The organism is Flavobacterium sp. W20_MBD1_R3, from assembly GCF_052119725.1.
GTDB lineage: Bacteria > Bacteroidota > Bacteroidia > Flavobacteriales > Flavobacteriaceae > Flavobacterium.
Genome location: NZ_JBGQOR010000006.1, coordinates 76,807 through 99,140, shown reverse-complemented (window position 1 = coordinate 99,140; position 22,334 = coordinate 76,807). Strand labels below are relative to the sequence as shown.

Genomic DNA, 22,334 nt, shown 5'->3' with positions numbered 1-22,334 from the left:
TTTAAAAATTTACATTATAAAGTTTGTGTTTTTGCAAAGAAACTTGCAAACAACAACTCATTAAAATGCTGTAAAACAATACTTCTTTGTTTGCTAACTAGTCGTGTTTGTCTTGCAAAACTATTTTTCTCGCAAACGAAAAAGCCATTTAATTTTCTTTTCAAGATGCTCAAAGTTGTGATTTCTGCAAAGAAACCTGCAAAGAAAAACCTTGCTAAACCCTTGTTATTCGGTATATTTCTCTTTGCAATCATTCTTTAATTTTATAAGTTCTTTGGTTGTGTTTTATTTCCCTCGCAATTTCTAAATGACTTTTTTCTATCATATCAGCAAAAAGCCTTGATATGTAAGACACGTCTGAATCTGGTAGATTTAGTAATTTTCTGGCAGCTTCATTGTCAATCTCGTCTGCTGTATCAAGGTATCGCATAATTGCTTCAATCTGCCTTGCTTTTTCTTGCTTTTTTAATTTAGAATAGCTGATTTTATCTTCGGTAGAGGCCAATTTATTTTTATGAATAATATATTTCACTCCAGAAGTTTTTCCCGTCGTCTCTATAAATTCTATCTCTTGCAACTCTTTGAGTATTTTTCGTAATTGGTAATGGTTGACAAAAGGATTAGCTTCTAGTTGCTGAAAAGTTTGTTTCTTTTCGGTATAAATACAATTAATTACCAATAGTTTTTCAAGGTCGATATCGACACCCGTAATCTGCTTAAATTCGTGACTTAATTCAGCTAGTTTTTCAGAATAGACATCGGCATCCACTCTAAAAATAATGGAGTGTTCATTTTGGATTGATTTGGGTAATTTTTTTCCTTTAGACAATAAGGCTGTAAATATTTTATCAAAACCAGTACCTGCTTTTTCGGCATAACTTACTTCCCGCATCACATCCATAATATTAGGATTACGCGGGTTTGTTTTTCTCAAAAAGTTAGTTTCATCAATACCTTGGGGAAAATGTCCTGGACTTTCAAATTCAATATAATTAGGGAATTTTCTAATTTCTATAATTTGTTGTCGGCTGTAATCACGATGTACAATCGCATTAATAAGCATTTCACGAAGTACAATTTCTGGGTAATCCTCTATGTAATCTCTAAACAAACCAAAATGAAATTCTTTGACTTTGATTTCAGATTTTAATTGAGAGAAACAAGCATCGGCAATTTCAATTAAATTCCCAGAATATTCAAATGGTTTGTAACTCCCATCTTCATAATACCGAATATATTTGATTTGGCTATAAGGCATTTCTTTTAATGCTTTTTGATTACCAATGAACAAAACACCGGTAGTTGTTGGTAATTGCACTCCGTTTTCCTCCTTAACGAGTCCTAATGTTTCCGTAAATTCATTTGATGTATTTTTGAGATAAGGACTTTTAGGCTTTTCACTTTGAATACGATTGTAAAGTAACCGGGTTCTTGCAAGGTCTTGCCATCCCGGAATAGGATTTCCTTGTTTGTCTTGTTCAATAGTTTGAAAAGGAAAATCCCAAGTTTTTTGATCGTAAACTATCAACCCTTTTTCCGATTGAATGGTAGCAATTTCATAAGGTTCGATAGCCCTATTGCCGTCATTACTCCTAATTAAATATTCTCCCTTTGATGTTCTATGCATTTGAGTTGAAAAAGGAATTTCAAGAACAAGCACTTCGCTATCTTTAATTTTTAGTTTGTGCGGGTGTAGTGTAATTGACGGAAAAGTTCTGTCTTGAACTTGTCTGATTAATTCAAATATCTTAGCATTTGAAGCCAAAAAAAGAGGGTTAATTTCTTTGGTATCATCAACAATACCTACGAACAAAAAACCTCCTTTTTTATTAGCAAAAGCGACAACATCTTTAGCTAATTCCTCATATTTTGGCGCGAAATTTTTAATTGATTTTCCAAAAATAACTTTGTCTTCCAATTGTTCTTTAAAATCAAGAATATCACATTCACCTTGTGCAAGAAGATTGTAAAACCATTGAACGCTATGTTTGGTGTATTTATGCATGATTTCTAAACGTATTGTTTGTTTTTCAACTTACTAAGCCACTATTTTATTTATATGCTTTGGATATGTATACGAAAAGGCCCTTTTGTGCACACGTTTTTTTTAATATGTTCACAAAAAGCCATGTTTATGTACACGTTTTGCTTTAATCAATGAACTCTTGCAAGTATTTCTCCATTTGTTGCTGTACTTCTACCAGCTCAACTTCCAGTTTTTTGATCTCCTGTTGAACCGCTTTAATATCAATAGATGCTTCTTCTTCAAAAGTATCTACATAGCGAGGAATGTTTAGGTTGAAGTCGTTTTCTACAATTTCATCATAAGTGGCGACAAAACTGTATTTGTCTTCCACTATTCCGCTTTTCAATTTTCCTTGATTAAATTGGTCATAAGTAGAAACTATTTTATCAATATCAGAATCACGTAATTTGTTCTGGTTTTTACCACTTTCAAAATGTTTGCTGGCATCAACGAATAAGATGTCAGTATTTTTGCCTTTGTCTTTATTGAAAACCAGAATAGCGGCAGGAATACCAGTACCAAAAAACAAATTGGAAGGCAAACCAATAACGGCTTCTAATAAGTTATCTTCAATTGTTTTTTGACGAATTTTTCCTTCACTACTTCCTCTAAACAAAACACCGTGAGGAACTACAACACCAGCTTTGCCCGTTTCATTCAAGGTTTCTATCATATGACTGATAAAGGCCCAATCACCTTTACTTTTGGATGGAATACCACGCCAAAAACGATTGTGAACGTCTCCAGCAGCCATATCTGCTCCCCATTTATCCAAAGAAAAAGGTGGATTTGCCACAACGGTATCAAACTTCATCAACTGATCGCCTTCTTTCAGTTTTGGATTTCTGATAGTATCTCCCCAACGAATTGAGGCATTATCAAAACCGTGAAGAAACATATTCATCACCGCCAAAGCCCAAGTACTTCCGTTTTGTTCTTGTCCATAAAGAGAAAAATTATTGTCACCAACTTCCCTTCCCGCTTTAATCAACAAGGAACCCGAACCACAAGTAGGATCACAAATCCTTGCACCTGATTTTGATTTGGTGAGTTTGGCTAATAAAGTCGAGACTTCACTTGGCGTAAAAAATTCTCCAGCTTTTTTCCCTGCATCACTGGCAAAGTTGGCAATCAAATATTCGTAAGCATTACCTATTACATCTTCTCGCTCCAAATGTGATGGACTTAAATCCAAAGCACTGAAATCATTCAAAAGATTTTTCAAACGAACATTCTTGTCTTTTACTTCACCCAAATTACTGCTATTGAAATCTATATTTCTAAAAATACCGCTACCGTCTTCGCTGCTTAATTTTTCTCTATTAGCTTCTTCTAAATCTGCCAAAGCAATATTGATTAATTCTCCAACATTACTTTCAGAACGATGATTGTGTAAGTAATCAAAACCGCAATGTTCTGGCAACACAAAACGCTCCATTTTCAGAGCTCTTTCGGTGCGAACTTCGTCGTTATTGTATTTCTTTAAATACTCATTGCGCTTTTCTTTATTCACATCACTAATATACTTCAAAAACAACATTGTAAGGATGTAGTCCTTATATTGAGACGGATCGATTACACCTCTAAAAGTACCACAAGCGTTCCATACTATTTGATTTATATCTTTTTGATTTATCTTTTGGCTCATTTTATTGTATTAATTTAAAAGTTAGTTCATTATAGTAATCTTGTCTCAATTTTGAAATACTTTCCTGTAAGAACTTTTCTCTTTTTTGTAAGTTAAAAAGTTCTAAGATAGCTATTTGTTTGACATAATCAGGAATGATAATTTCAATGTTTTCTAATATCGAAATATTAACTGATTTGATCGCAGTTCCTTTGGCAAGGCCTGAAAGTATCCTTTGAGTTTTAAGATGATTTAAAAACCAAGCTACATAAGCCGGCTCTATATGATTTGTTCGCATTTGCATCACCAAAAAGGTGGTCGATGCAACAGCTGGCTGGTGTTTTCCATCGTAAACTACGGCGAAAAAATCCTTTCCTTTAGCAGCGAAAAGTATATCACCCTTTCTTAAAAAATGTTTTTTTAGTTTGTGAGAGCTTGACAGTATAGGATTCAAATTATCAATCCATTCTAATTCACTGTTAAAATCCGTAGCCTGAATGTAATACACATCAGGATCAGTATCACTTTTAGCAAATAATCCAGACTTAATTGTTACTATATCTTTCAACTTCTTATCCATAAATAACTTTAGTACACAACATACTTTTAATTAATTTACGCAAAATTAATAAAATTTAATTAAATTTGACTAAAAATACGCAAGTATAATTTGTACTAAATAAAAAAATATAACTAAGACTCTATAATTATGACCTATTTTGGAATTATTAAAAAAGAAGAAATTGAAGAGTATTCAATTGAAAGTATTGAGTACTATTTACTGGAGAAGGATATTTATTTTAAATCTTTTAGTTTAAACCAAATGGAAAAGATGATGAGTCCCACATTTGTCAGTAATTATGACGAAACGGAAACTAGCCTTTATGCTCCACTTGAATTAATTCATGAATTCAATGATTTTATTTTCAAAATCTATGAAAAACATGTAAGCAGTTCAAAACACAATTATTTTTCCAAATTCAATGAAGAATTTTACGGTTTAGAATATTCAGAATTAAGAAAAATTGCTCTCTCAGACTTTAATGAAATCTACGATAATCTAAAAATCGTTCATGTTACCCTAATTGATGAGAGAATATCTGCAAATGGAATAAGCCATACATATACTACCGGAAAATTATTTAAATTATATCATTTTCAACAAGACATAAAAAAATTAATGGCTACAACTGAAAACTTATTAAGTTTCTTAATTGGCGACTTGTCATTTTATAATGAAGATTTTTTTGAACAAAACATTGAAGTACGAAATGCAGTACATGTAGAAATCGTCAAACAAATATTAGTTGAAATAAATGATAAATATAGTTTTGAAGAGGACATATATTATTCAAAGAAAGTGAGTCAAGTATTTAAATTCAAAGAATATAATTATATTTTTAAAAATTTGAAATCGTATCAGTTCACAAATAAAATGATTGAAAATTGCAAAACTCTTAAAAGGAATTACATTGAAAGTCTGTATCAAGTCTTACTTAAATTTGATTTAATTACAGATCACAAAGAAAATTTCATTGCTTTCATCGAAAATGAATATAGATTTAAAGTTACTAAAATCACGACTTTTACACCAAAACAGAATATTCAAAATGACAAAAGAGTTGAACTTTTAACTCAAGAATGGGAGAACCATGACGTTGAAAAAACTTTACTAGATATGTTTCAGGATTTCTGACAGAATTTTAGCCTTTTCTGACAGGTTTTTAATTTGCTGATTTATATTACGTTACGTTAATTTGATTTAATTAATTTAACGTAATATAATATGAATCAACCACAATTTTTACAATCTTTTAAAAACCTCTTACAAGAGGTTCAAGATCTCAAAACACTACAACAAAGAGTACTTCTTTATTTAGAAAATCATAACGGTAGCAAAGCAGAAATTCCTTTATTAATAGAGGAACGTATTTCAGTAAAGGAAACTTGCCAAATTTTAGGCTGCTCCGAAGTCACGCTCTGGAAATTAAGGAAGGACGGAACTTTACCCTACACCCAACACAAAAGAACCATCCGGTTCAAGAAAATTGATATACTTAATTATCTAAATAAAAAACGATAATTATGAAGTCAGATACTTTAAACGTGCGTATCCCTAGAAAATTGAGGGATACACTAATCAATGATTCGGATCAAAAAGGCATATCGTTATCCGACAATGTGAGAGACATCTTAACGACATATAGTGAGGAACTCCAAAGTGAAGAAGTTGACAATCAAACATTATTCGATAACAACTTTCCAAATTCAAATGAATTTATCTATCTAATCTCTTGGATGTATGAAAAAAGTAGAGATCCCATTAACTGGGGTTTAAAAAATGACCTAAAAGACCTAAAAAAAATCGTACTAGAGGTTATTAAGAACAATTGCTTTCCTAATGATCTAAAGCTAGAATTCGAAAAAGTACTTCTGGATATCCTACGATTGATAAATGAATTTGGTACCGGAAACAATCAGTTTCGATTTTGCGAATTGTGTTCTAACGATGCTTTTGACTATGTAATCTTAAGGGACTACATCAATAACAGGGCGTTTGAAAATAGAATTTACTTGTAATACACTTTGTGTTACAGATTGTATTACAAAACGTATTACGCTTTGTAATACAATCTGTAACACAATAAAATAACCCACCAAAATGAGTACAAAAATCATAAATATATCAGATCATACAGCAGTATTGAAGTCAGAACTTGAAGCCGATTTAAAAATTAATTCCAACAATCCAGAAGTTAACTATACCACTGCCAGCAATTGCTTCAACATAAAACCAATGAATGATTGGATCAACGATGCTAAAAATCGTCCTATACCTAAAATGCTCTTCAGTGAGTTTTGGTATGAAAACGAAATCTGTATTTTATTTGCTGACACCAACCTAGGAAAATCAATTTTGGCTCTTCAAATGTCTAATGCATTAAGTAAAGGAATTAGTATTGAAGGTTTCAAAATGGAGATATTTGCTCAAAAAGTATTGTATTTTGATTTTGAGCTATCAGATAAACAAGTAGAAAACAGATATTCTAATCAATTTTCTGAACATTATGTGTTCAGCCCAAATTTATTGCGAGTTGAAATAAATCCTGAACAAGAAATTCCTGCGGGGTTTAAAGATTTTGATGCGTTTCTATGTCATTCCTTAGAACTAGCTGCAATAGAAAATGATATCAAAATCATTGTCATAGATAATTTAACGTATTTAAAAACAGACACCGAAAAAGCGAAAGATGCTTTGCCTTTAATGAAATTTTTAAATAGTATAAAGAAAAAATACAATTTATCAATATTAGTCTTAGCACATACTCCGAAACGGGATGCCTCCAAACCTTTAACTAAAAATGACTTATCTGGAAGCAAGATGCTTATGAACTTTTGCGACAGCTGCTTTGCTATAGGCGAAAGTGCACAAAAAACAGGATTGCGCTATATCAAGCAAATTAAACAACGAAATACAGAATTGATATACGATACCCAAAATGTAATTGTATGCAAAATCGAAAAAAAAAGCAACTTCTTAGAATTTGTTTTTATTGGATATGAAAATGAACTTGACCATTTGAAACCTAGAAATAATGAAGAGCGATTAAATGAAATTTTAGAACTTAAAAAACAAAATATTCCAAATACACAGATTGCAGAAAGACTTGGCATCAGTGAAGGAACAGTTCGAAACAAAATAAAAAAATCTGAAAATCTATAATGAATGCTGTAGAACTACTATATCAAATGGCAATGGCGCTCCCTGAAAACGAGCGTGAATTGCTATGTGATATGTTAGTACAACAAAATAAAAAATTTGATTTAGAAGAATTGCTATCAGATGAAATCCCAGAAAAAATATCAGAAAAAGAAATGATGTTGCGACTGATTGAAACTTGTTTTAGCAAAGTTAAAAACTCGTAACACTCGTAATATTCGTAACCTCTACGAAAATTACGAGCGCTACAAATTATAAAATAAAAAAATGTATAAATATTCTCTTGATAAATCCAGTAAAAAATTTATTTGCCCAAATTGTAGTAAAAAAAAATTTGTTAAATATGTTGACAATGAAAGCAATGCGTATTTAGAAGACGGATCCGGTCGATGTGACAATGATAGCAGCTGTAAACATCATCAATACCCTAATAAAAATTGTGTGATTTCCGAATTTATAAAACCAATAATCACAAGACAAGCCTCTACTTTACAATCTGATTTATTGGTTTTATGCGGCAGGAATTTTAATGAAAATAATTTGATTCAATTTTTGAAAATTTATTTTTCTGAAGAAGAGGTTCAGTCAGTTATTTTGCAATACAGACTTGGAACATCAAGGCATTGGCTTGGTTCAACAATTTTTTGGCAAATCAATTCTCAAAATAAAATAATGACAGGGAAAGTGATGCTTTTTAATATTAAAACAGGCAAAAGAATAAAAAAACCATTCAACCATATTCACTGGGTTCATAGTCTTTTAAAGTTAAATGATTATGTCTTGCAGCAGTGTCTATTTGGTTTGCATTTAATCAACGAATCGACGAAAAATAAAATTGCCATAGTAGAGTCAGAAAAGACCGCTTTGATCATGAGCTTATTCTTGCCAGATTATATTTGGATGGCAACAGGCAGTAAAAGTAATTTTAAAAAAGAAATGCTTTTACCTTTAAAAAATTATCCTATTTTGGCTTATCCAGATAAGTCAGAATATGATGATTGGAACAAAATAGCATTAGAACTACAAAAAGAAGGCTTTAAAATTAGATGCAGTCGATATATTGAGGACAAAGATTTTCCAGTTGGAACTGATTTAGCAGATGTTTATCTTGACAGCAGAACGAACAATTCTACTAGAGTTCAAAAACAACTCACAAAAACAGAAATTGAAGTAAATAGACTAGCGAAAATTAACCCTGCAATTATTAACCTTATTAGAACTTTTGGTTTATTAGATAGTGATGATAATGAAATTGGAAATATTGGTTGATATTTAGTCAATCCTTACACTTCTATTTCCCAAATTACAGTTCCTAAACGCTCTCTTATGACCTAACACAAATATTAGTTGATGAGCGGTCTAATTTTAAAGCATTACATCTTATAATTCATCAAGTGAAATCTTGGAGACCAACAGCTTGTTCTTGGATAGGTGAGAATAATATTAACAGCTATTTTCATGAATTTTGTTACCGAATTAATCGTTCTCAAAACAAAGACACAATCTTTAATAATTAAATCAAAAGATTGGTGAAATCAGGGAATATTGCTCATCAAGAAATACTATGTGCTTAAATACCGACCTCAATAAACTTATACCACAAGAGCAGATGTAGAGATATATTTAAATTTGGGACAATAAAAAAAAAGTCATTCAGCCCTAAATTAGAAGACAATTGAAGAATTCTAGAAACAGAAAAATAATTTTAAAAATGTTGTTTAACTAATACTGCAGGTTTAATTTTATATACATAATATTTATATAACTTAGGAATACTCTTAGTCATTTACTTTTACTATTATTATCAAAAATCAGTAAAGAATGCAACGTCCCAATAATGAGTATTACAAATCCTTTAATTTTTATTGTTATTTAAAAACCAATCTACAAAATGAAAGAAGTATTGAAAATATTGAAAGTGTAATAGAAAAACATACTTATGTTTACCAACCACCTTATGACGAAGGATTTATTTACGAAATAGTTTCAGGAGCTGTAAAATTAGGAAGTTATTCTGAACAAGGAGAGGAGTTTGTTTACGATATTTTGCATAAAGGTGATTTTTTTGGAAATTTAAGATATCTGAACATGCAGTTCTTTGAATTTTCAAAAACCCTGATAGACACTAAAATAAGAAAATATGAAATTTCTTTTTTTAAAAAAACTATAAGCAACGACCCTTATCTATCGGATTGGTTTTTATCCTATCTTACAAAGCGTTGGTGTATTTCAGAAATGAAAATGGGTAATATTACGGGAAATAAAATTGAAGACAGAATTTCATTTGTAAGGAAGTTTTTCAATATTGAAGTTCATGATGCAAGAGGAGAGCAATTTTTACTTTTCAACCTATTGACTCAAAAAGATGTGGGTGACCTTTCTGGGGCCACCCGACAAACTATTTCAACTATACTTAAGAAAAAATCAATTTGAAGCTTTGAGAATTCCTGGGAATAGCACTCCATCTTCTGTTTTAAAGTTTAAATCTAGTAATTCACTCACCAACGGAGCTATATCTTCCAGTCCCATTTTTGGCACTTCTTTTCCGGAAGAAATTCCAGCACCCCAAGCTACAAAACCAGTTTCTATTTGCTTGAAATCAGGAAAATAGCCATGCGTACCGCCACTTCTTGCAGTGATAACTTTACCCTTATCCGAAGGTGACATAGTTACACCGGGTATCGGAGCAAGGGCTAGAATAGCATTAGGATCTGCACCGATGGCATCTAATTCTGGTCTTTCTACAATGCGAAATAGTTTTTTATAGGAGTCTGGTAAGGAATTCAATTTTTTTCGAATTTTATCTAAGCTCACTTTATCTTTTTTATCTTTTAACATTAAAAAAGCAGCTGCGCCTGAAGTATGAAATTTTGCTTTCCAGAGTGTCGTGTTTTCTTGCAATAAACCGTCTTCTTTTAGCCATATATTTGGACTTAAAGCGGAGTGTATATCGACAAATCCATGATCACCAACGATTATAAAAGTAGTTTCTTTACTTATTTTAGCTCTTTCAGCAGCCTCTTTAATCTTACCAATGGCGCGATCTATTGCTGCAATTGAAGTAAAGACTTTTTCACCATTCCTGCCTTGTTCGTGCTGAAAATGATCTGTTGCAATTAAATGAATGGTCATTAAATTGGGTTTGTACTTTTCAAGTAAATAGGCTCCCATTTCCCCAGTGCGATCTTCACGGTTTAAATAGTCACCATTAAAGGTAATGGTATCCATTTTTCCTAAAACAGCAAGTTCCATTTCTTTTAAGAGTCCTTTGGGGGTTTCATTATCTTCCATGGGCTTTATTCTTCCATAACTACTATCTAAAGTCCAAACTTCTGGAATGTTATAATCTATTGGCGCACCTACAGAAACAGGCCATATAAGACTTGCACTTGTTTTCCCGGATTTTCGTATGGCATCCCAAAGGGTTTCGGTTTTAATTAAATTGCTTTCCCAATACCAACGTCCTGTTTGTCCATCTGGTTCAAAAGGGCTATTATAATAAATACCATGAGTCGCTGGATAAGCACCTGTAATTATGGTCGTATGGGAAGGGTAGGTTACGGACGGGAATACACTTCGGACCCCTAATGCATAAGTCCCCTCTTTTACCATACTTTTAAGATTGGGTGCTGGCCACTTTTCTTCAAGGTAAAATTCTGGTCGGAAACCATCAATAGAAATTAAAACAACATGTTTCGACAGTGCTTTATCTTGTGCTTTAACGGCGAAATTAAGTTGTGTAAGTAGAAGTAATAAAAGGATTTTTTTCATTTTAAAGTATTTATTATATAATTGATAATTTTAACGAGTTGTAACATCATATTCATGGCTTGATAAAAAAAGAACTGGGCTTGATTTGCCCAAGTTCTTTATAAAAAACGCTTAATTAAAAAGAGTATCGTACTCCTAATTGCAAACGCCAGGGAGTACCATTGATAGGTTCAGCTGCCACACCTGTGTTCACGTTGTACTGGTAGCTATTAGTTGCCTGGTCAAAACCAGTTGTATTCATTAAATTTGTTGTTCTGCCGAAATTATTATTTCGTCCCCATTCTTTATTTACCAGGTTCATAAAATTAAAAACGTCAGCCGATAATTCTAAAGCTTGTTTGGTCTTAGGAATTTTAAAACTTTTTAGAAGTCTTAAATCTACTAGGGCTCTAAAAGGGTTCTTTCCGCCGTTACGCTCTGCAAAAGAACCAAAGCTTTCTCTCAAGTACTTTTTAAATCCATCTGGAGTTTCTGGGTTATTTAATATTTCGTTGTAGCCATCTATAATGTTTTGAGGAGTATTAGGGTTGTTGGGATCAAAAACATAGGCAATTTCATTGCTTAAATTAAAGTCGCCATTCGTACTTCTGTTACCTCCAGATTGAAAAGAATATCGAGAACCTCCATCTCCAATGATAGTGGCACCTAAAGTAAACCCTTTCCAAGTAGGTGAGGCACCGTTAACAACCAATTTAGTATCAAAGTGATTATCTGAAAACCCATAATTAAGGTCTCTTGGATCCCCAGAGACTGGAAGAAAAGTAGATGTATTACCCACACAACAATTATAGGATGAATTATCTTTAGAGGTGTTTACTGTGAAGCTAGCATTTACATAACCATCTCTTCCAATTCTTGCAGTTCCTTCCAAAACGAAAGCTAGATTGTCTAAAACTCCATCAGAAGTTAATACTAAAGTTCTTCCTACTTGATCCGAAATTCTAGAGTTGATCCAGTCCGCTCTACCGTTTGAAGGAATAGTATTCGCTGGCACAAAAACCTCTCTTCCTTCATTAGACGTCAGAAAAAATGGCTCAGGAACTAAATTTGCTTCTTGGTAAACATAATTATTAGTAGTATGACTAACAATTGCATTTAATCCTAAGCTGTACCGATCTCCAAAAAAGTGAGTGTAATTAATATTTGCTTTATAAATTGTTGGCACATTAAAATCAGGGCTTACTGCATTTATCGTTGAAAATGGAGTTACTCCTGCTGGTACACCTGGTGCTGTGCTGGGATCATCTCTATACGATGGGAAATTTGGCACAGGCACGTTTGTACCAGTAACATCTATAGCACCTAACAAAGTACCGCTGTTTTGAATATTATTTACTTGCGCATAATAGTGTGGTTGTGCACTAAAAACACCTCCACCAAGTCTGAAAACATCTTTATTTTCACCCTTTACATTCCATGTCAACTGAAACCTTGGTTGAATATTATTGAAATCTTCTGGTTTTTGATCCGTTCGTATTCCTAGTTCCTCAAACACCAAAGGGTTGAATTCTGCGGAATCTAGAAAAGCCGTTGCATCATAGCGAACTCCAGCACTAAAATTTAAATTCGGATTAATATCAAACTCTACTTGAGCAAAAAGCGATAGATCTAATACCGTTTGTTTTACTAATGAGGACCCTTGTAGCGGAACTTCTCTTGCGTATCTCGAGGGATTTAAATTTTCAAAATCATCTAACGAATCGAAGAAAAACCGACCATTTTGCTCGTTAGATAATTGCGTTTCTAGATAGGTAACTAAATTATCCGTTCCAAAAGTAAAATTATATTTACCAGCGCCAACATAGGTGGTGTTTGCAAATTGGAGTTGCTTTTCCAGATTTGTTTCTGGGGAATAACGCTGACCACCTAATTGTACACTTAAATTTCTATTGTTTCCATTTGGTAAAACGGATTGTACTTGCACTATTGCTCTTGGTATATTTTGTGATGGTAGTTCTGAACTTGGTCCAAAAATACGTTCTGAACGTTGATACTGAACTTTAAGCTCGTTGGTTACACTAGGGGAAAACATAGAGCGTAAGGATAGAAAAGTGCTGTTCTCTTGAGAATTAAAATTAGAAAATGATTCTGCAACTTCAATATTTGAGTCATCACTAACGCTAAAAGGATTGTCCCATTTGTTGTAAAGATTTCTAAGCGTTAATCGGTGTTTATCATTAATCTGCCAGTCTAACTTTAAGAATAAGTTGTTTGCTTCAGTAACCCTATCAAATTGCCCTATTTGCTGAGAATTACTTAAGCCATAACTGTCTCTCCCTATTTGTAAAAAACGATCTAAATTTGCCTGCGTAATTCCTAAACGGTTGGAATCGTCATCATTCTGGATATTTGCTATAAATTGCGGATCACCGGCATCTTGTCGTTCATATACCATGAAAAAGTGTAATTTATCTTTTACAATTGGTCCTCCCAGACTAAAGCCGTACTGGGAATTGTAGAAGTCTGCATTCCTTTCTTGTCCTTGTATCGTAAATTTACTTTGGAGTGCATCTGCCCTATGATAGAAAAAAGTACTACCACTAAATTCATTAGTTCCCGATTTCGTTACTGAGGTAATAGAACCCCCACCTTGGCGACCTTGTGCAACGTCATAATCATTTGTGGACACTTCAAATTCTCTAATTGCTTCTTGAGAAATGGTATACGGGCCGCCACCAATTTCGCCTGCTGTTAAGGTATTTCTAAAATTAACCCCGTCGATTGTCACATTAGTAGAAGTACGTCTTTGCCCGCCCAAATTAATATCTCCACCTCCTTGTAATGGAGATAAACTAGTTAACCTTGTGAAGTTTCTACCTTCCGTAGGTAGGTTTTTAATCTGCCCGGCTCCAATTTTTGTTGAAGATCCAATTTGTTGTATTCTTTTAGACAAATTGTTTGAGGATATCACAACTTCATCTAGAGCAGTCGTCGACTCTTGTAAAATGAAATCTACCGTCAAAACATCACTTAAATTTAAGGTAAAACCTTCCTGAATTCTCTCCTGATAGACAAAATATTGAGCTATGACGGTATAAGGTCCACCAAGAGGAAGTTGCTGTATTTTGTAACTTCCTTCTTCATTACTAATAGATCCAGTAGTAAATCCGGTAGCATTATTCTTAACAGTGATGGTTGCGCCAATTAAAGGCTCGCCGTTTAAATCTTTCACAGTCCCCTTAATAGAGGCATTGGTAGCTTGACCATAAGAGAAAAGCATACCGCAGAAAATTGTCAAGAACGTCATACCACATTTAATTTTTTGTCGGTGCTTTTTGTTGCTTAAAAAGTTTTTCATTTTCATATTTTTAGTTTAAAAAGCGAAACTATTTTAATATCGATTGAAACACATGTTAAGTTTTAACATTAACCAACAGCTTAACTTTAACTTTCATATTTTTTAATACTGTCATCCGAAAGTCTGAAATAAAAAATGTCTGAGAATCCCGTATTTTTGTTTTTGCAAAATAAATAATGGTCCTATTCAGACCCAGCAAATACACCAAAAAACCTGTGATCCGCCAAATCATTGACTTGGGACCCTGCTGGATGCTTGAATTTTGTGCCAAACAACACAAAAGCTATACAGGGTGCCCTAAGTGTAAGACTTATGATCAATTTGTAGATCTAAGTTACGGACAGCTAAATAAACGCTATACTTTGGGAGACATTTCCGCTGTAATAAGGGTCAGCGAGACCTTTATTAAGTATTTAGGATAACTGTGAAAGGGAATAAAACATTTTGTTTTACATATTTACAACACTCATGTAAAAGCCTAGAATTCAAAATTTTTAACGAATTAAACAAAATCCATAATAAGTAAATTAACATTCATTAATTTTCATTAATTTAGCTTAAAATTTTAATATTAACCGTGCACGAATCCGTACACGATTACTTAATTTTCAAGCTCTGTAACAGTATATAACTAGGTGTTTATTTGGTAAAAATATCAAATTCATAACCCTGAGGTCCCGAGTTCAAATCTCGGTCTCGCTACCAAGACAAACCCTTAAACATTAATTGTTTAAGGGTTTTTTATTACAATTATTTCTCAAAAATACGGACTTTAAAACGCTCAATTGAGGACTTCAGTGAGGAAAGGGAGTGAGGAATTATAAAAATTGAGCTGCGAGTTCCATTAAATATTAAGAAGAAAAGGTAATGATAAAATGCAATTTTTCATTAAAATCATTTGAAGCTTGAAGTAATAATTTCATTTACAAGCTCTCCAATTTAAAAATCTTATAGATTTTTCATCAATCTACTCGTCATATTGCTTTTGAAATGTAATAATCTTCCGTGGATTACTCTCCGCATATTTGTAAATTAACCCCATAATATATTGATTGCTTTTGTAAAGGGTAACATAATCCTTTATTTCTTCAGGATCGGTGATTACTATATCTGAAGTAATATACCCCATCCCATAAAAGTGACCATTTTGCACCAAGATACAACTGCGCTCATCCATGGTTCTACCTTTATCAATTATAGCAAAACTGTTTCTGCTACTTAATAAAAATTGGATAGCATTTTCAACTTTTTCATTGTGAAAATCTACATCCGGTAAGTTAATAAAATCACCTTCTGGTATAGTTGGATTATTTTCTATGGTGCAATAGTGACAAAATCTTGTATCCAAGTCAAATTGTCGAGCCAAACTCTGTAATACATTTATGCCTTCATATTGTTGACTAAAATATTCTATCGAAGACTGAAACTTCATCAGTTTTCCAACAGCTAGATATTTATACCCATTCCTGGCTTCATACTGGTGAAGACCATATTTTGGTTCAAAGCGTTTGAGCGCACGATTGTAAGCAGGCCATAGTTTTTTAATTTCTGTACATTCTAATATTAGTGCCATTAACTCCGTAGCGCAAACCTCAAATGAAATACTATGAATTTCTCGTAAAAAATTTTGTCTTTGTGAGCTTACAGTATTGCCCGTGAAATGTGAGGCTACCCGCTTTTTAATATTAATCGCTTTTCCAACATAAATAACGGTTCTCACTGCGTTATAAAAATAATACACACCCGCTTTTTCAGGTAATTGAATAAAATCATCTGGCGGTAAATTCGGGGGCAAGCGTTGATCTTGTGCTGTTTTTTTGATCATTTTATCAATGTCACCTTCTAGATCGCAGGCTAATAATTTGGAAAACAATATAGCAGTTGCATCCGCATCACCTCCAGCACGATGTCTGTTCTCTAGCGGAATATCTAATGATTTACATAGTCTTCCCAAACTATAAGACGCAATTCCCGGCATAATTTTTCTTGCTGCCCGAACCGTGCATAATTTTTTTGCCGTCCATTTAAACCCCGCTTCATTCAATTGATGGTGAACAAACGAGTAATCGAAATTGACATTGTGCGCTACAAAGACACGATCAGTCAGCAATTGAAGTACTTTTTCTGAAATATCATCAAAAATAGGTGCCTCTTTTACTAACTCGTTATTAATGCCCGTTAATGCAAAAATAGGCAACGGAATATCTTTTTGTGGATTAACGAGGGTTTCGTATCGTTCAATAACTTCTTGACCGTTATGTATGACTATTGCAATTTCAGTAATTCGGCTTCCACGAGCATTTCCACCGGTGGTTTCGATATCTACTATGGCATATTCCATCTTTTTCATTGTTGTTTATTTTTAAAATAATTCTCTTTTGCTTTAGCACTTTAGAGACTCATTTTATATCTAGGTAAATTAATTTCATGTTCTTGTGGATACGGTGCTCGCTGGGTGCTGCTGACATCTTCCCTAATTTGTTGTTGTGTTTTATACTGATCCTTAGCATCCATATAACGAGGATCTGGAACAAAGGGCATTTTAGCCATTTTCAGAATTGTAACTGTTGCAAAATGATAATCAACTTCTACAACGCCTAATAATAAATAACATCCTCCCCCCAGAAAAGGATATTGAAGCAGATTATCAGGAAAATGTACTGTATCAAAATATGTGCCTTCATTATCAATCCAGGTACCGAAATACATAGTCCCTCGTTTTGTGGGAACTTGTTTTCTCGAAATAAGATAAGCCAACATCTTAACTTGCTTTTTGTGATGAATTAATAAATTTTTAGCCATTACATCACCACGATATTTCGTTTCAAGTAAATCAAAAACGGTACACGAAACTGGAAAGCTCAATAATTCAATTTCATCAAAAGCATCTTCATGAATAGAACGCTCTAAATTGGGAAGTTTAAACTCTTTTACCGGCTCTTGCAGCAACATCAGATTCTTATTTTCGGGTTTTAAATTATTAAGCAACAAACTTGCGGTGACCAAAAGTTGGTTTTTATTTTTTCCAGTAAAAGCAAATGCTCCAATGAATATCAATATTTTGATACTTTCTAAACCCATTGGAATCCTATTAATAAAATCCTCAAAAGATACGAAATCTCCATTTTTCTCTCGATTGGATTCGATAAACAAAGCCATTTTACTATCTAAACTAAGTACATGCATGAAACCAAGATATACATCCGTTCCATACACATTCGTTTCATAATTGCTTTTATTAACGCAGGGATTATGAATAGTGGCACCAGCCATTCTGGCTTCGTGAACGTAAACTTCTGTTCTGTAAAATCCACCTTGATTGTTGATTACTGCAACCATAAACTCGATAGGATGGTACACTTTCAAATACAAACTTTGATAGCTTTCCACTGCATATGATGCAGAATGTGCTTTACAAAAAGAATATCCTGCAAAGGATTCTATCTGACGGTAAATTTCTTCGCTCAATGCAGCAGGATGACCATTTTGAGCGCAGGAAATAAAAAAATCATCTTTTACTTTTTTCAATGCTTCCAGTGATCGTCCTTTTCCGGACATAGCGCGTCTCAATATATCTCCGTCGGCTGCTGGTAATCCACCATAATGCAATGCTATTTTGATGACATCTTCCTGATACACCATAATGCCATACGTTTCCCCTAGCTGCTCTTTAAACACCTCATGAAAGTATTCAAACTTAGTGGGATTATTGTGGCGAAAAATATATTCTTTCATCATTCCTGATTTGGCTACACCGGGACGAATAATGGAAGAAGCGGCAACCAACGTTTTATAATTATCGCATTTGAGTCTTCGTAACAATCCTCTCATGGCTGGACTTTCAATATAAAAACAACCAATCGTGTTTCCCTGCGATAAATAGCTATTGGCTACTTTTTCGTTTTTAGATATCGAAGTATCTCTGATGTTTACTCGAATCCCTTTGTTTTTCTCAATGAGTTTGACACTATCATCAATGTGACCGATACCCCTTTGACTTAAAATATCGAATTTTTCAAAACCAATATCTTCCGCAACATGCATATCAAAAAGGACAATTGGAAAACCTTTGGGTGGCATCTCTAGTGGTGTATAATTGGTTATCGGTTCCTCAGAAATCAAAATACCACAAGAATGCATGCTCCGTTGATTAGGATATTTTTCTAACATCATGCCGTAATTTTGAACAAATGTCACAATACTATTCTTCTCATGAAGTTTCATGGGATTTTTTGCCAACAGGTCTAATTCTTCTTTGGGCAATCCAAATACTTTTCCAACTTCCCTAAAAATAGATCGGTATTTGAATTCAACATTGGTCCCACAAAAAGCAACATGATCTTTCCCGTACCGATTGAAAATATATTCCAAGATAACATCCCGTTCTTTCCAACTCCAATCGATATCAAAATCAGGTGGGCTTTTTCTGTTTATATTTAAAAAACGCTCAAAGTATAAATCCAGTTCTAACGGACATATATCAGTAATTCCAAGACAGTAAGCAATTATACTGTTTGCTCCACTGCCTCGCCCAATGTGCATGAATCCCCTGCTGTTACTGTACCGAATAATATCCCACGTTATCAAAAAGTATCCGCTAAATTCTAACTGATCAATAACTTTAAGTTCCTTGGTTACGCGTGCCTGTGCTTGAATAGTATTTTTTCCGTATCGCCATAAAAGTCCTTGCTGAGCCAGTGAGGTCAATAAAGCAATATCGCTCTGACGATTATTAGTGTAAAATTTTTTGTTTCTTGGTATTTTAAAATCAAATGAAAAATTACATTGATTAATTAATTGTTCCGTATTTTGAATGATTTCGGGATATTCAGAATAGACTGATAAAAGAGAATCTAATGGTTGAAAAACTTCCGATGTTTTACAATAATCCGCCTCCGTTAATTTTGATAAAAGAACATTTAAATCTACTGCTCTTAGTATTTTATGCAGGTTAAATTCTTTTTTAGTTCTAAAAGTTACCGGTTGCAACACCACCATTTTGCTTATTTTACTTTTAAGTTCCAAAGAAAAAAGTTTAGAAACTTCCTCGGGACGAATGCCTATAAATTCATTGTCACGAAGAGTTTCTGGTGCATTTTCTAAAGTATAAATAATAAAAACGGAAGCAAATTCTGGAGCCAAAACAGGCAATATTTCACCACTAAAATTATAAGAAGTAAGAAACCGATTCATTTCCGAAAGTCCATCGGCATTTTTAGCTAAACCTATGTACCGCATTTCATTTTCAGCACGAAATTCTATACCCACCAAAGGTTTGATTCCTGCTACCTCACAGCCTTTTATAAAATCATAAATCCCTGTCACCGTATTGATATCAGTCAACGCCATCGCTTTGACACCACAAGTAACTGCTTGACTAATTAGGTCAACAAGTGGAATAGTGCCGTAACGCAAGGAATGAAAAGAATGACAGTTGAGATACATGAGGTACTTTCTATTTAGGTTTTTATACTTTTCGTTTTAAAATTTCATCTTTATTATTGGGTTTAAATGATGCTCCCGCACAACGCATCACCGCATCAAAACCATAACGAGATTTAATTTTATCCATAGCAGCATAAAGGGACAACATTTCCTCCGTATCTTCAAAAAGATTGATTTGGTACGTTCCCCTTACAAGACCACTAAAACGAATTCCAATCAAACGCAATCTCATGCGTCTCTGAAACAATTTGTCAAATAACTCCACAACATTTGTAGTGAGAATATGATCCGCAGAGGTATACGCAATCTTACACTGCTTGGTTTCCGTATCAAAATTGGCATACCGAATTTTAACTACTATTGTGGAAGTCAACCACTGTTCAGATCGCAATTGGAAAGCGAGTTTTTCGACCATTCCCATCAGTATCGATTTTAATTTGGCTAAATCAATAGTATCTTGAGAGAAAGTGTGTTCCGTAGAAATCGACTTTCGTTCTGAGTACGGTTCTACCGGATTAGTATCGACTCCATTGGCCTTTTTCCAAATATCAATACCGTTTTTCCCGATCATTTGTTGAAGCACTTCTACAGGCATTTCAGAAAGGGTTTGTATGGTTCTAATGCCTATTCTGGACAAAAGCCGAAAAGTAACATCACCAACCATCGGGATTTTTTGAATCGATAATGGATTTAAAAAGGGCTTTACCATGTGCTCTGGTATTTCCAGATTCATTTTCTGTTTTCCTTCTCCCGTACCAATTTTTGAAACTGTTTTATTAACTGATAATGCAAAAGTCAATGGCAATCCAGTTTCTTTTGTAATTCTATTTGCCAGTTCGGTCGTCCACTTGTAACTACCATAAAATTTATCCATACCCGTAATATCAAGATAAAACTCATCGATACTCGCTTTCTCCACTACGGGTGCTTTTTCCTGAATAATTTCAGTTATTGTATGAGAATATTTTGAATATAATTCCATATCGCCTTTCATCACTTTAGCTTGTGGACACAGTTTAAGTGCCATATTAATTGGCATCGCTGAACGTACTCCAAAACGTCGTGCTTCATAAGAACAAGAAGCCACAACACCACGATCACCTCCACCAATAATCAAAGGAATTCCTTCTAATTGTGAGTTCGTAATTCTTTCGCAGGATACAAAAAATGTATTCATATCCAGATGTACAATTGCCCTTGTCATTTTCTTTGTTTTGTTTTGTTGGTTACAAAATTAGTACAGATACTAACTTTTTTACCTATCTTTGGTGTTATAAATTATAACAAAATAGTTATGTCGTTATTTTCAGACAACATCAGAGCATTACGAGTGAAGAGTAAAATTTCTCAGGAAAAATTAGCCGAGCACCTGCAAATTACCCGAGGACGGTATGTAAAATACGAGGATGGCACCTCTGAAGCTCCGTATGAAATATTGAAAAAGATTGCCTATCATTTTCATATCAGTATTGATTTATTACTGTCTGTGGACATTCGTAAAATAGATTTTCAAGATTTAATTTATTTAGAAAATAACCGTCTTATTTTACCGATCCAAATTGAACCAAATGGTGACAATAGTATCGAAATTGTTACTGAAAAAGTAAAAGCGGGTTATTTGACTGGATACGCTGATCCGGAATATATCGAGAGTTTACAACAAATTTCATTGCCTTTTTTAGGATCGGGCAAACACCGTGGGTTTCCGGTTGAAGGGGATTCGATGCCACCACATGAGGAAGGTTCTATAATTGTGGGACGTTACGTAGAAAATATTGGACAAGTTCAAGATGGTAAAACCTATATCCTGATCACTAAAAATCATGGTATGGTGTATAAGCGTTTGAATAAAAATAAAAAAAACACTTTGGTTTTAGAATCTGATAATCGGTTTTATCCTAATTACGAGGTGAAGTTTTCTGAAATTTTAGAAATATGGGAATTCCAATGCAATATTGGTCGAACGGACACTAAACAGCCTTTAACTGAAATTGAAAGTTTAAAAGAAATTCTTTTGGAACTAAAAAGAGAAGTTTCTGAAATTAAAGAAAATACGGTCAATTAAACCATTGGTATACTTATAAAAAAATCAACAGGAGTGTTTTTTGTGAAGTCAAACGGAACAAACTTCTCGATACGCTCCGCACTTGAAGTGACAAGTATTGAGAACCGTTTTAAATTTAAAATTTCCCTATGTTGCATACCATTTTATGATGAAAATTACTCGAGGTAACCAGAAACTTGACTAAAACGAACTATACCCAACGGATTATTATTTTGAATTAATTCAAGTTTACTATTTCAATCTTAATTTTTTTAATATTTAGGATTAACCCTCAATAAATTTTCAAAAGAAACAAGTTCAAATTGCATTCTTGCTGCCAAGAATAAACAGAAATAGTTTTGTTCCAGCATTTATTATCCAATTCCATCTCTAGTAAAAAAT

At 33.5% G+C, this 22,334-nt stretch carries 17 protein-coding genes, 1 tRNA gene and 1 pseudogene; 11 read left to right on the top strand and 8 right to left on the bottom strand.

The window, feature by feature from the left end:
- Window positions 1-250: 250 nt before the first annotated feature.
- The 3 genes from ACEN2F_RS10055 to ACEN2F_RS10045 form a co-directional block, all read right to left on the bottom strand.
- Window positions 251-2,005 carry an RNA-binding domain-containing protein gene (locus tag ACEN2F_RS10055; RefSeq protein ID WP_441738589.1) on the bottom strand — a complete coding sequence of 585 codons (1,755 nt, stop codon included), beginning with the start codon at window positions 2,003-2,005 and terminating at the stop codon, window positions 251-253.
- Between the two features lie 145 nt (window positions 2,006-2,150).
- Window positions 2,151-3,674: a type I restriction-modification system subunit M gene (locus ACEN2F_RS10050; RefSeq protein WP_441738586.1), complete on the bottom strand. Its 1,524-nt coding sequence runs from the start codon at window positions 3,672-3,674 to the stop codon at window positions 2,151-2,153.
- Window position 3,675: 1 nt separating this feature from the next.
- The gene (locus ACEN2F_RS10045) at window positions 3,676-4,233 is read right to left on the bottom strand and encodes a restriction endonuclease subunit S (protein WP_441738584.1); all 558 of its coding nucleotides are present in this window, start codon (window positions 4,231-4,233) and stop codon (window positions 3,676-3,678) included.
- Window positions 4,234-4,362: 129 nt separating this feature from the next.
- Here ACEN2F_RS10045 and ACEN2F_RS10040 point away from each other — a divergent pair, with 129 nt between their 5' ends.
- From ACEN2F_RS10040 to ACEN2F_RS10005, 8 genes and pseudogenes are all read left to right on the top strand, one after another.
- Window positions 4,363-5,349: a hypothetical protein gene (locus ACEN2F_RS10040; protein WP_441738581.1), complete on the top strand. Its 987-nt coding sequence runs from the start codon at window positions 4,363-4,365 to the stop codon at window positions 5,347-5,349.
- A 90-nt stretch (window positions 5,350-5,439) separates the two neighbouring features.
- Entirely contained in the window at window positions 5,440-5,736 is a 297-nt protein-coding gene (locus tag ACEN2F_RS10035; protein WP_441738578.1) for a helix-turn-helix domain-containing protein, read from the top strand.
- A gap of 2 nt (window positions 5,737-5,738) precedes the next feature.
- Window positions 5,739-6,233 (top strand): hypothetical protein, encoded by a 495-nt coding sequence (locus ACEN2F_RS10030; RefSeq protein ID WP_441738575.1) that lies wholly within the window; start codon window positions 5,739-5,741, stop codon window positions 6,231-6,233.
- Between the two features lie 82 nt (window positions 6,234-6,315).
- Window positions 6,316-7,377, top strand: coding sequence for an AAA family ATPase (locus ACEN2F_RS10025; RefSeq protein WP_441738573.1), 1,062 nt, complete (start codon window positions 6,316-6,318; stop codon window positions 7,375-7,377).
- Complete coding sequence (locus ACEN2F_RS10020; RefSeq protein WP_441738571.1) at window positions 7,377-7,580, top strand: hypothetical protein; 204 nt, start codon at window positions 7,377-7,379, stop codon at window positions 7,578-7,580. The genes ACEN2F_RS10025 and ACEN2F_RS10020 overlap by 1 nt, the downstream gene beginning before the upstream one ends.
- A gap of 61 nt (window positions 7,581-7,641) precedes the next feature.
- Window positions 7,642-8,643, top strand: coding sequence for a DUF6371 domain-containing protein (locus ACEN2F_RS10015; RefSeq protein ID WP_441738569.1), 1,002 nt, complete (start codon window positions 7,642-7,644; stop codon window positions 8,641-8,643).
- A 56-nt stretch (window positions 8,644-8,699) separates the two neighbouring features.
- Window positions 8,700-8,891 (top strand): annotated as a pseudogene (locus ACEN2F_RS10010) (IS1595 family transposase); the annotation flags it as partial.
- Between the two features lie 304 nt (window positions 8,892-9,195).
- Window positions 9,196-9,807 carry a Crp/Fnr family transcriptional regulator gene (locus tag ACEN2F_RS10005; protein WP_441738567.1) on the top strand — a complete coding sequence of 204 codons (612 nt, stop codon included), beginning with the start codon at window positions 9,196-9,198 and terminating at the stop codon, window positions 9,805-9,807.
- Here ACEN2F_RS10005 and ACEN2F_RS10000 read toward each other — a convergent pair.
- On the bottom strand, window positions 9,799-11,145 hold the full coding sequence (locus ACEN2F_RS10000; RefSeq protein ID WP_441738564.1) for an alkaline phosphatase family protein: 1,347 nt from the start codon (window positions 11,143-11,145) through the stop codon (window positions 9,799-9,801). The two genes, ACEN2F_RS10005 and ACEN2F_RS10000, sit on opposite strands and share 9 nt — an antisense overlap.
- A 115-nt stretch (window positions 11,146-11,260) precedes the next feature.
- Window positions 11,261-14,443 (bottom strand): TonB-dependent receptor, encoded by a 3,183-nt coding sequence (locus ACEN2F_RS09995; protein WP_441738561.1) that lies wholly within the window; start codon window positions 14,441-14,443, stop codon window positions 11,261-11,263.
- A gap of 176 nt (window positions 14,444-14,619) precedes the next feature.
- On the opposite strand from ACEN2F_RS09995, the gene ACEN2F_RS09990 reads away from it, so the two are divergent.
- Both ACEN2F_RS09990 and ACEN2F_RS09985 read left to right on the top strand, forming a co-directional pair.
- Window positions 14,620-14,865 (top strand): DUF4372 domain-containing protein, encoded by a 246-nt coding sequence (locus tag ACEN2F_RS09990; protein WP_441738558.1) that lies wholly within the window; start codon window positions 14,620-14,622, stop codon window positions 14,863-14,865.
- A gap of 207 nt (window positions 14,866-15,072) precedes the next feature.
- A tRNA-OTHER gene (locus ACEN2F_RS09985) sits at window positions 15,073-15,148 on the top strand.
- 262 nt (window positions 15,149-15,410) lie between these two features.
- Here ACEN2F_RS09985 and ACEN2F_RS09980 read toward each other — a convergent pair.
- Genes ACEN2F_RS09980 through dinB form a run of 3 tightly spaced genes read right to left on the bottom strand, consistent with a single transcriptional unit; the run spans window position 15,411 to window position 21,092 of the window.
- Entirely contained in the window at window positions 15,411-16,793 is a 1,383-nt protein-coding gene (locus ACEN2F_RS09980; protein ID WP_441738555.1) for an exonuclease domain-containing protein, read from the bottom strand.
- A 41-nt stretch (window positions 16,794-16,834) separates the two neighbouring features.
- A complete protein-coding gene (locus ACEN2F_RS09975) occupies window positions 16,835-19,888 on the bottom strand; it encodes a DNA polymerase III subunit alpha (protein ID WP_441738553.1) in 3,054 nt (1,017 codons plus the stop codon).
- 22 nt (window positions 19,889-19,910) lie between these two features.
- Window positions 19,911-21,092: a DNA polymerase IV gene (gene dinB / locus ACEN2F_RS09970; RefSeq protein ID WP_441738550.1), complete on the bottom strand. Its 1,182-nt coding sequence runs from the start codon at window positions 21,090-21,092 to the stop codon at window positions 19,911-19,913.
- Between the two features lie 90 nt (window positions 21,093-21,182).
- Between dinB and ACEN2F_RS09965 the strand changes: the two genes are divergently transcribed.
- A complete protein-coding gene (locus ACEN2F_RS09965; RefSeq protein ID WP_441738547.1) occupies window positions 21,183-21,953 on the top strand; it encodes an XRE family transcriptional regulator in 771 nt (256 codons plus the stop codon).
- Window positions 21,954-22,334: the final 381 nt, after the last annotated feature.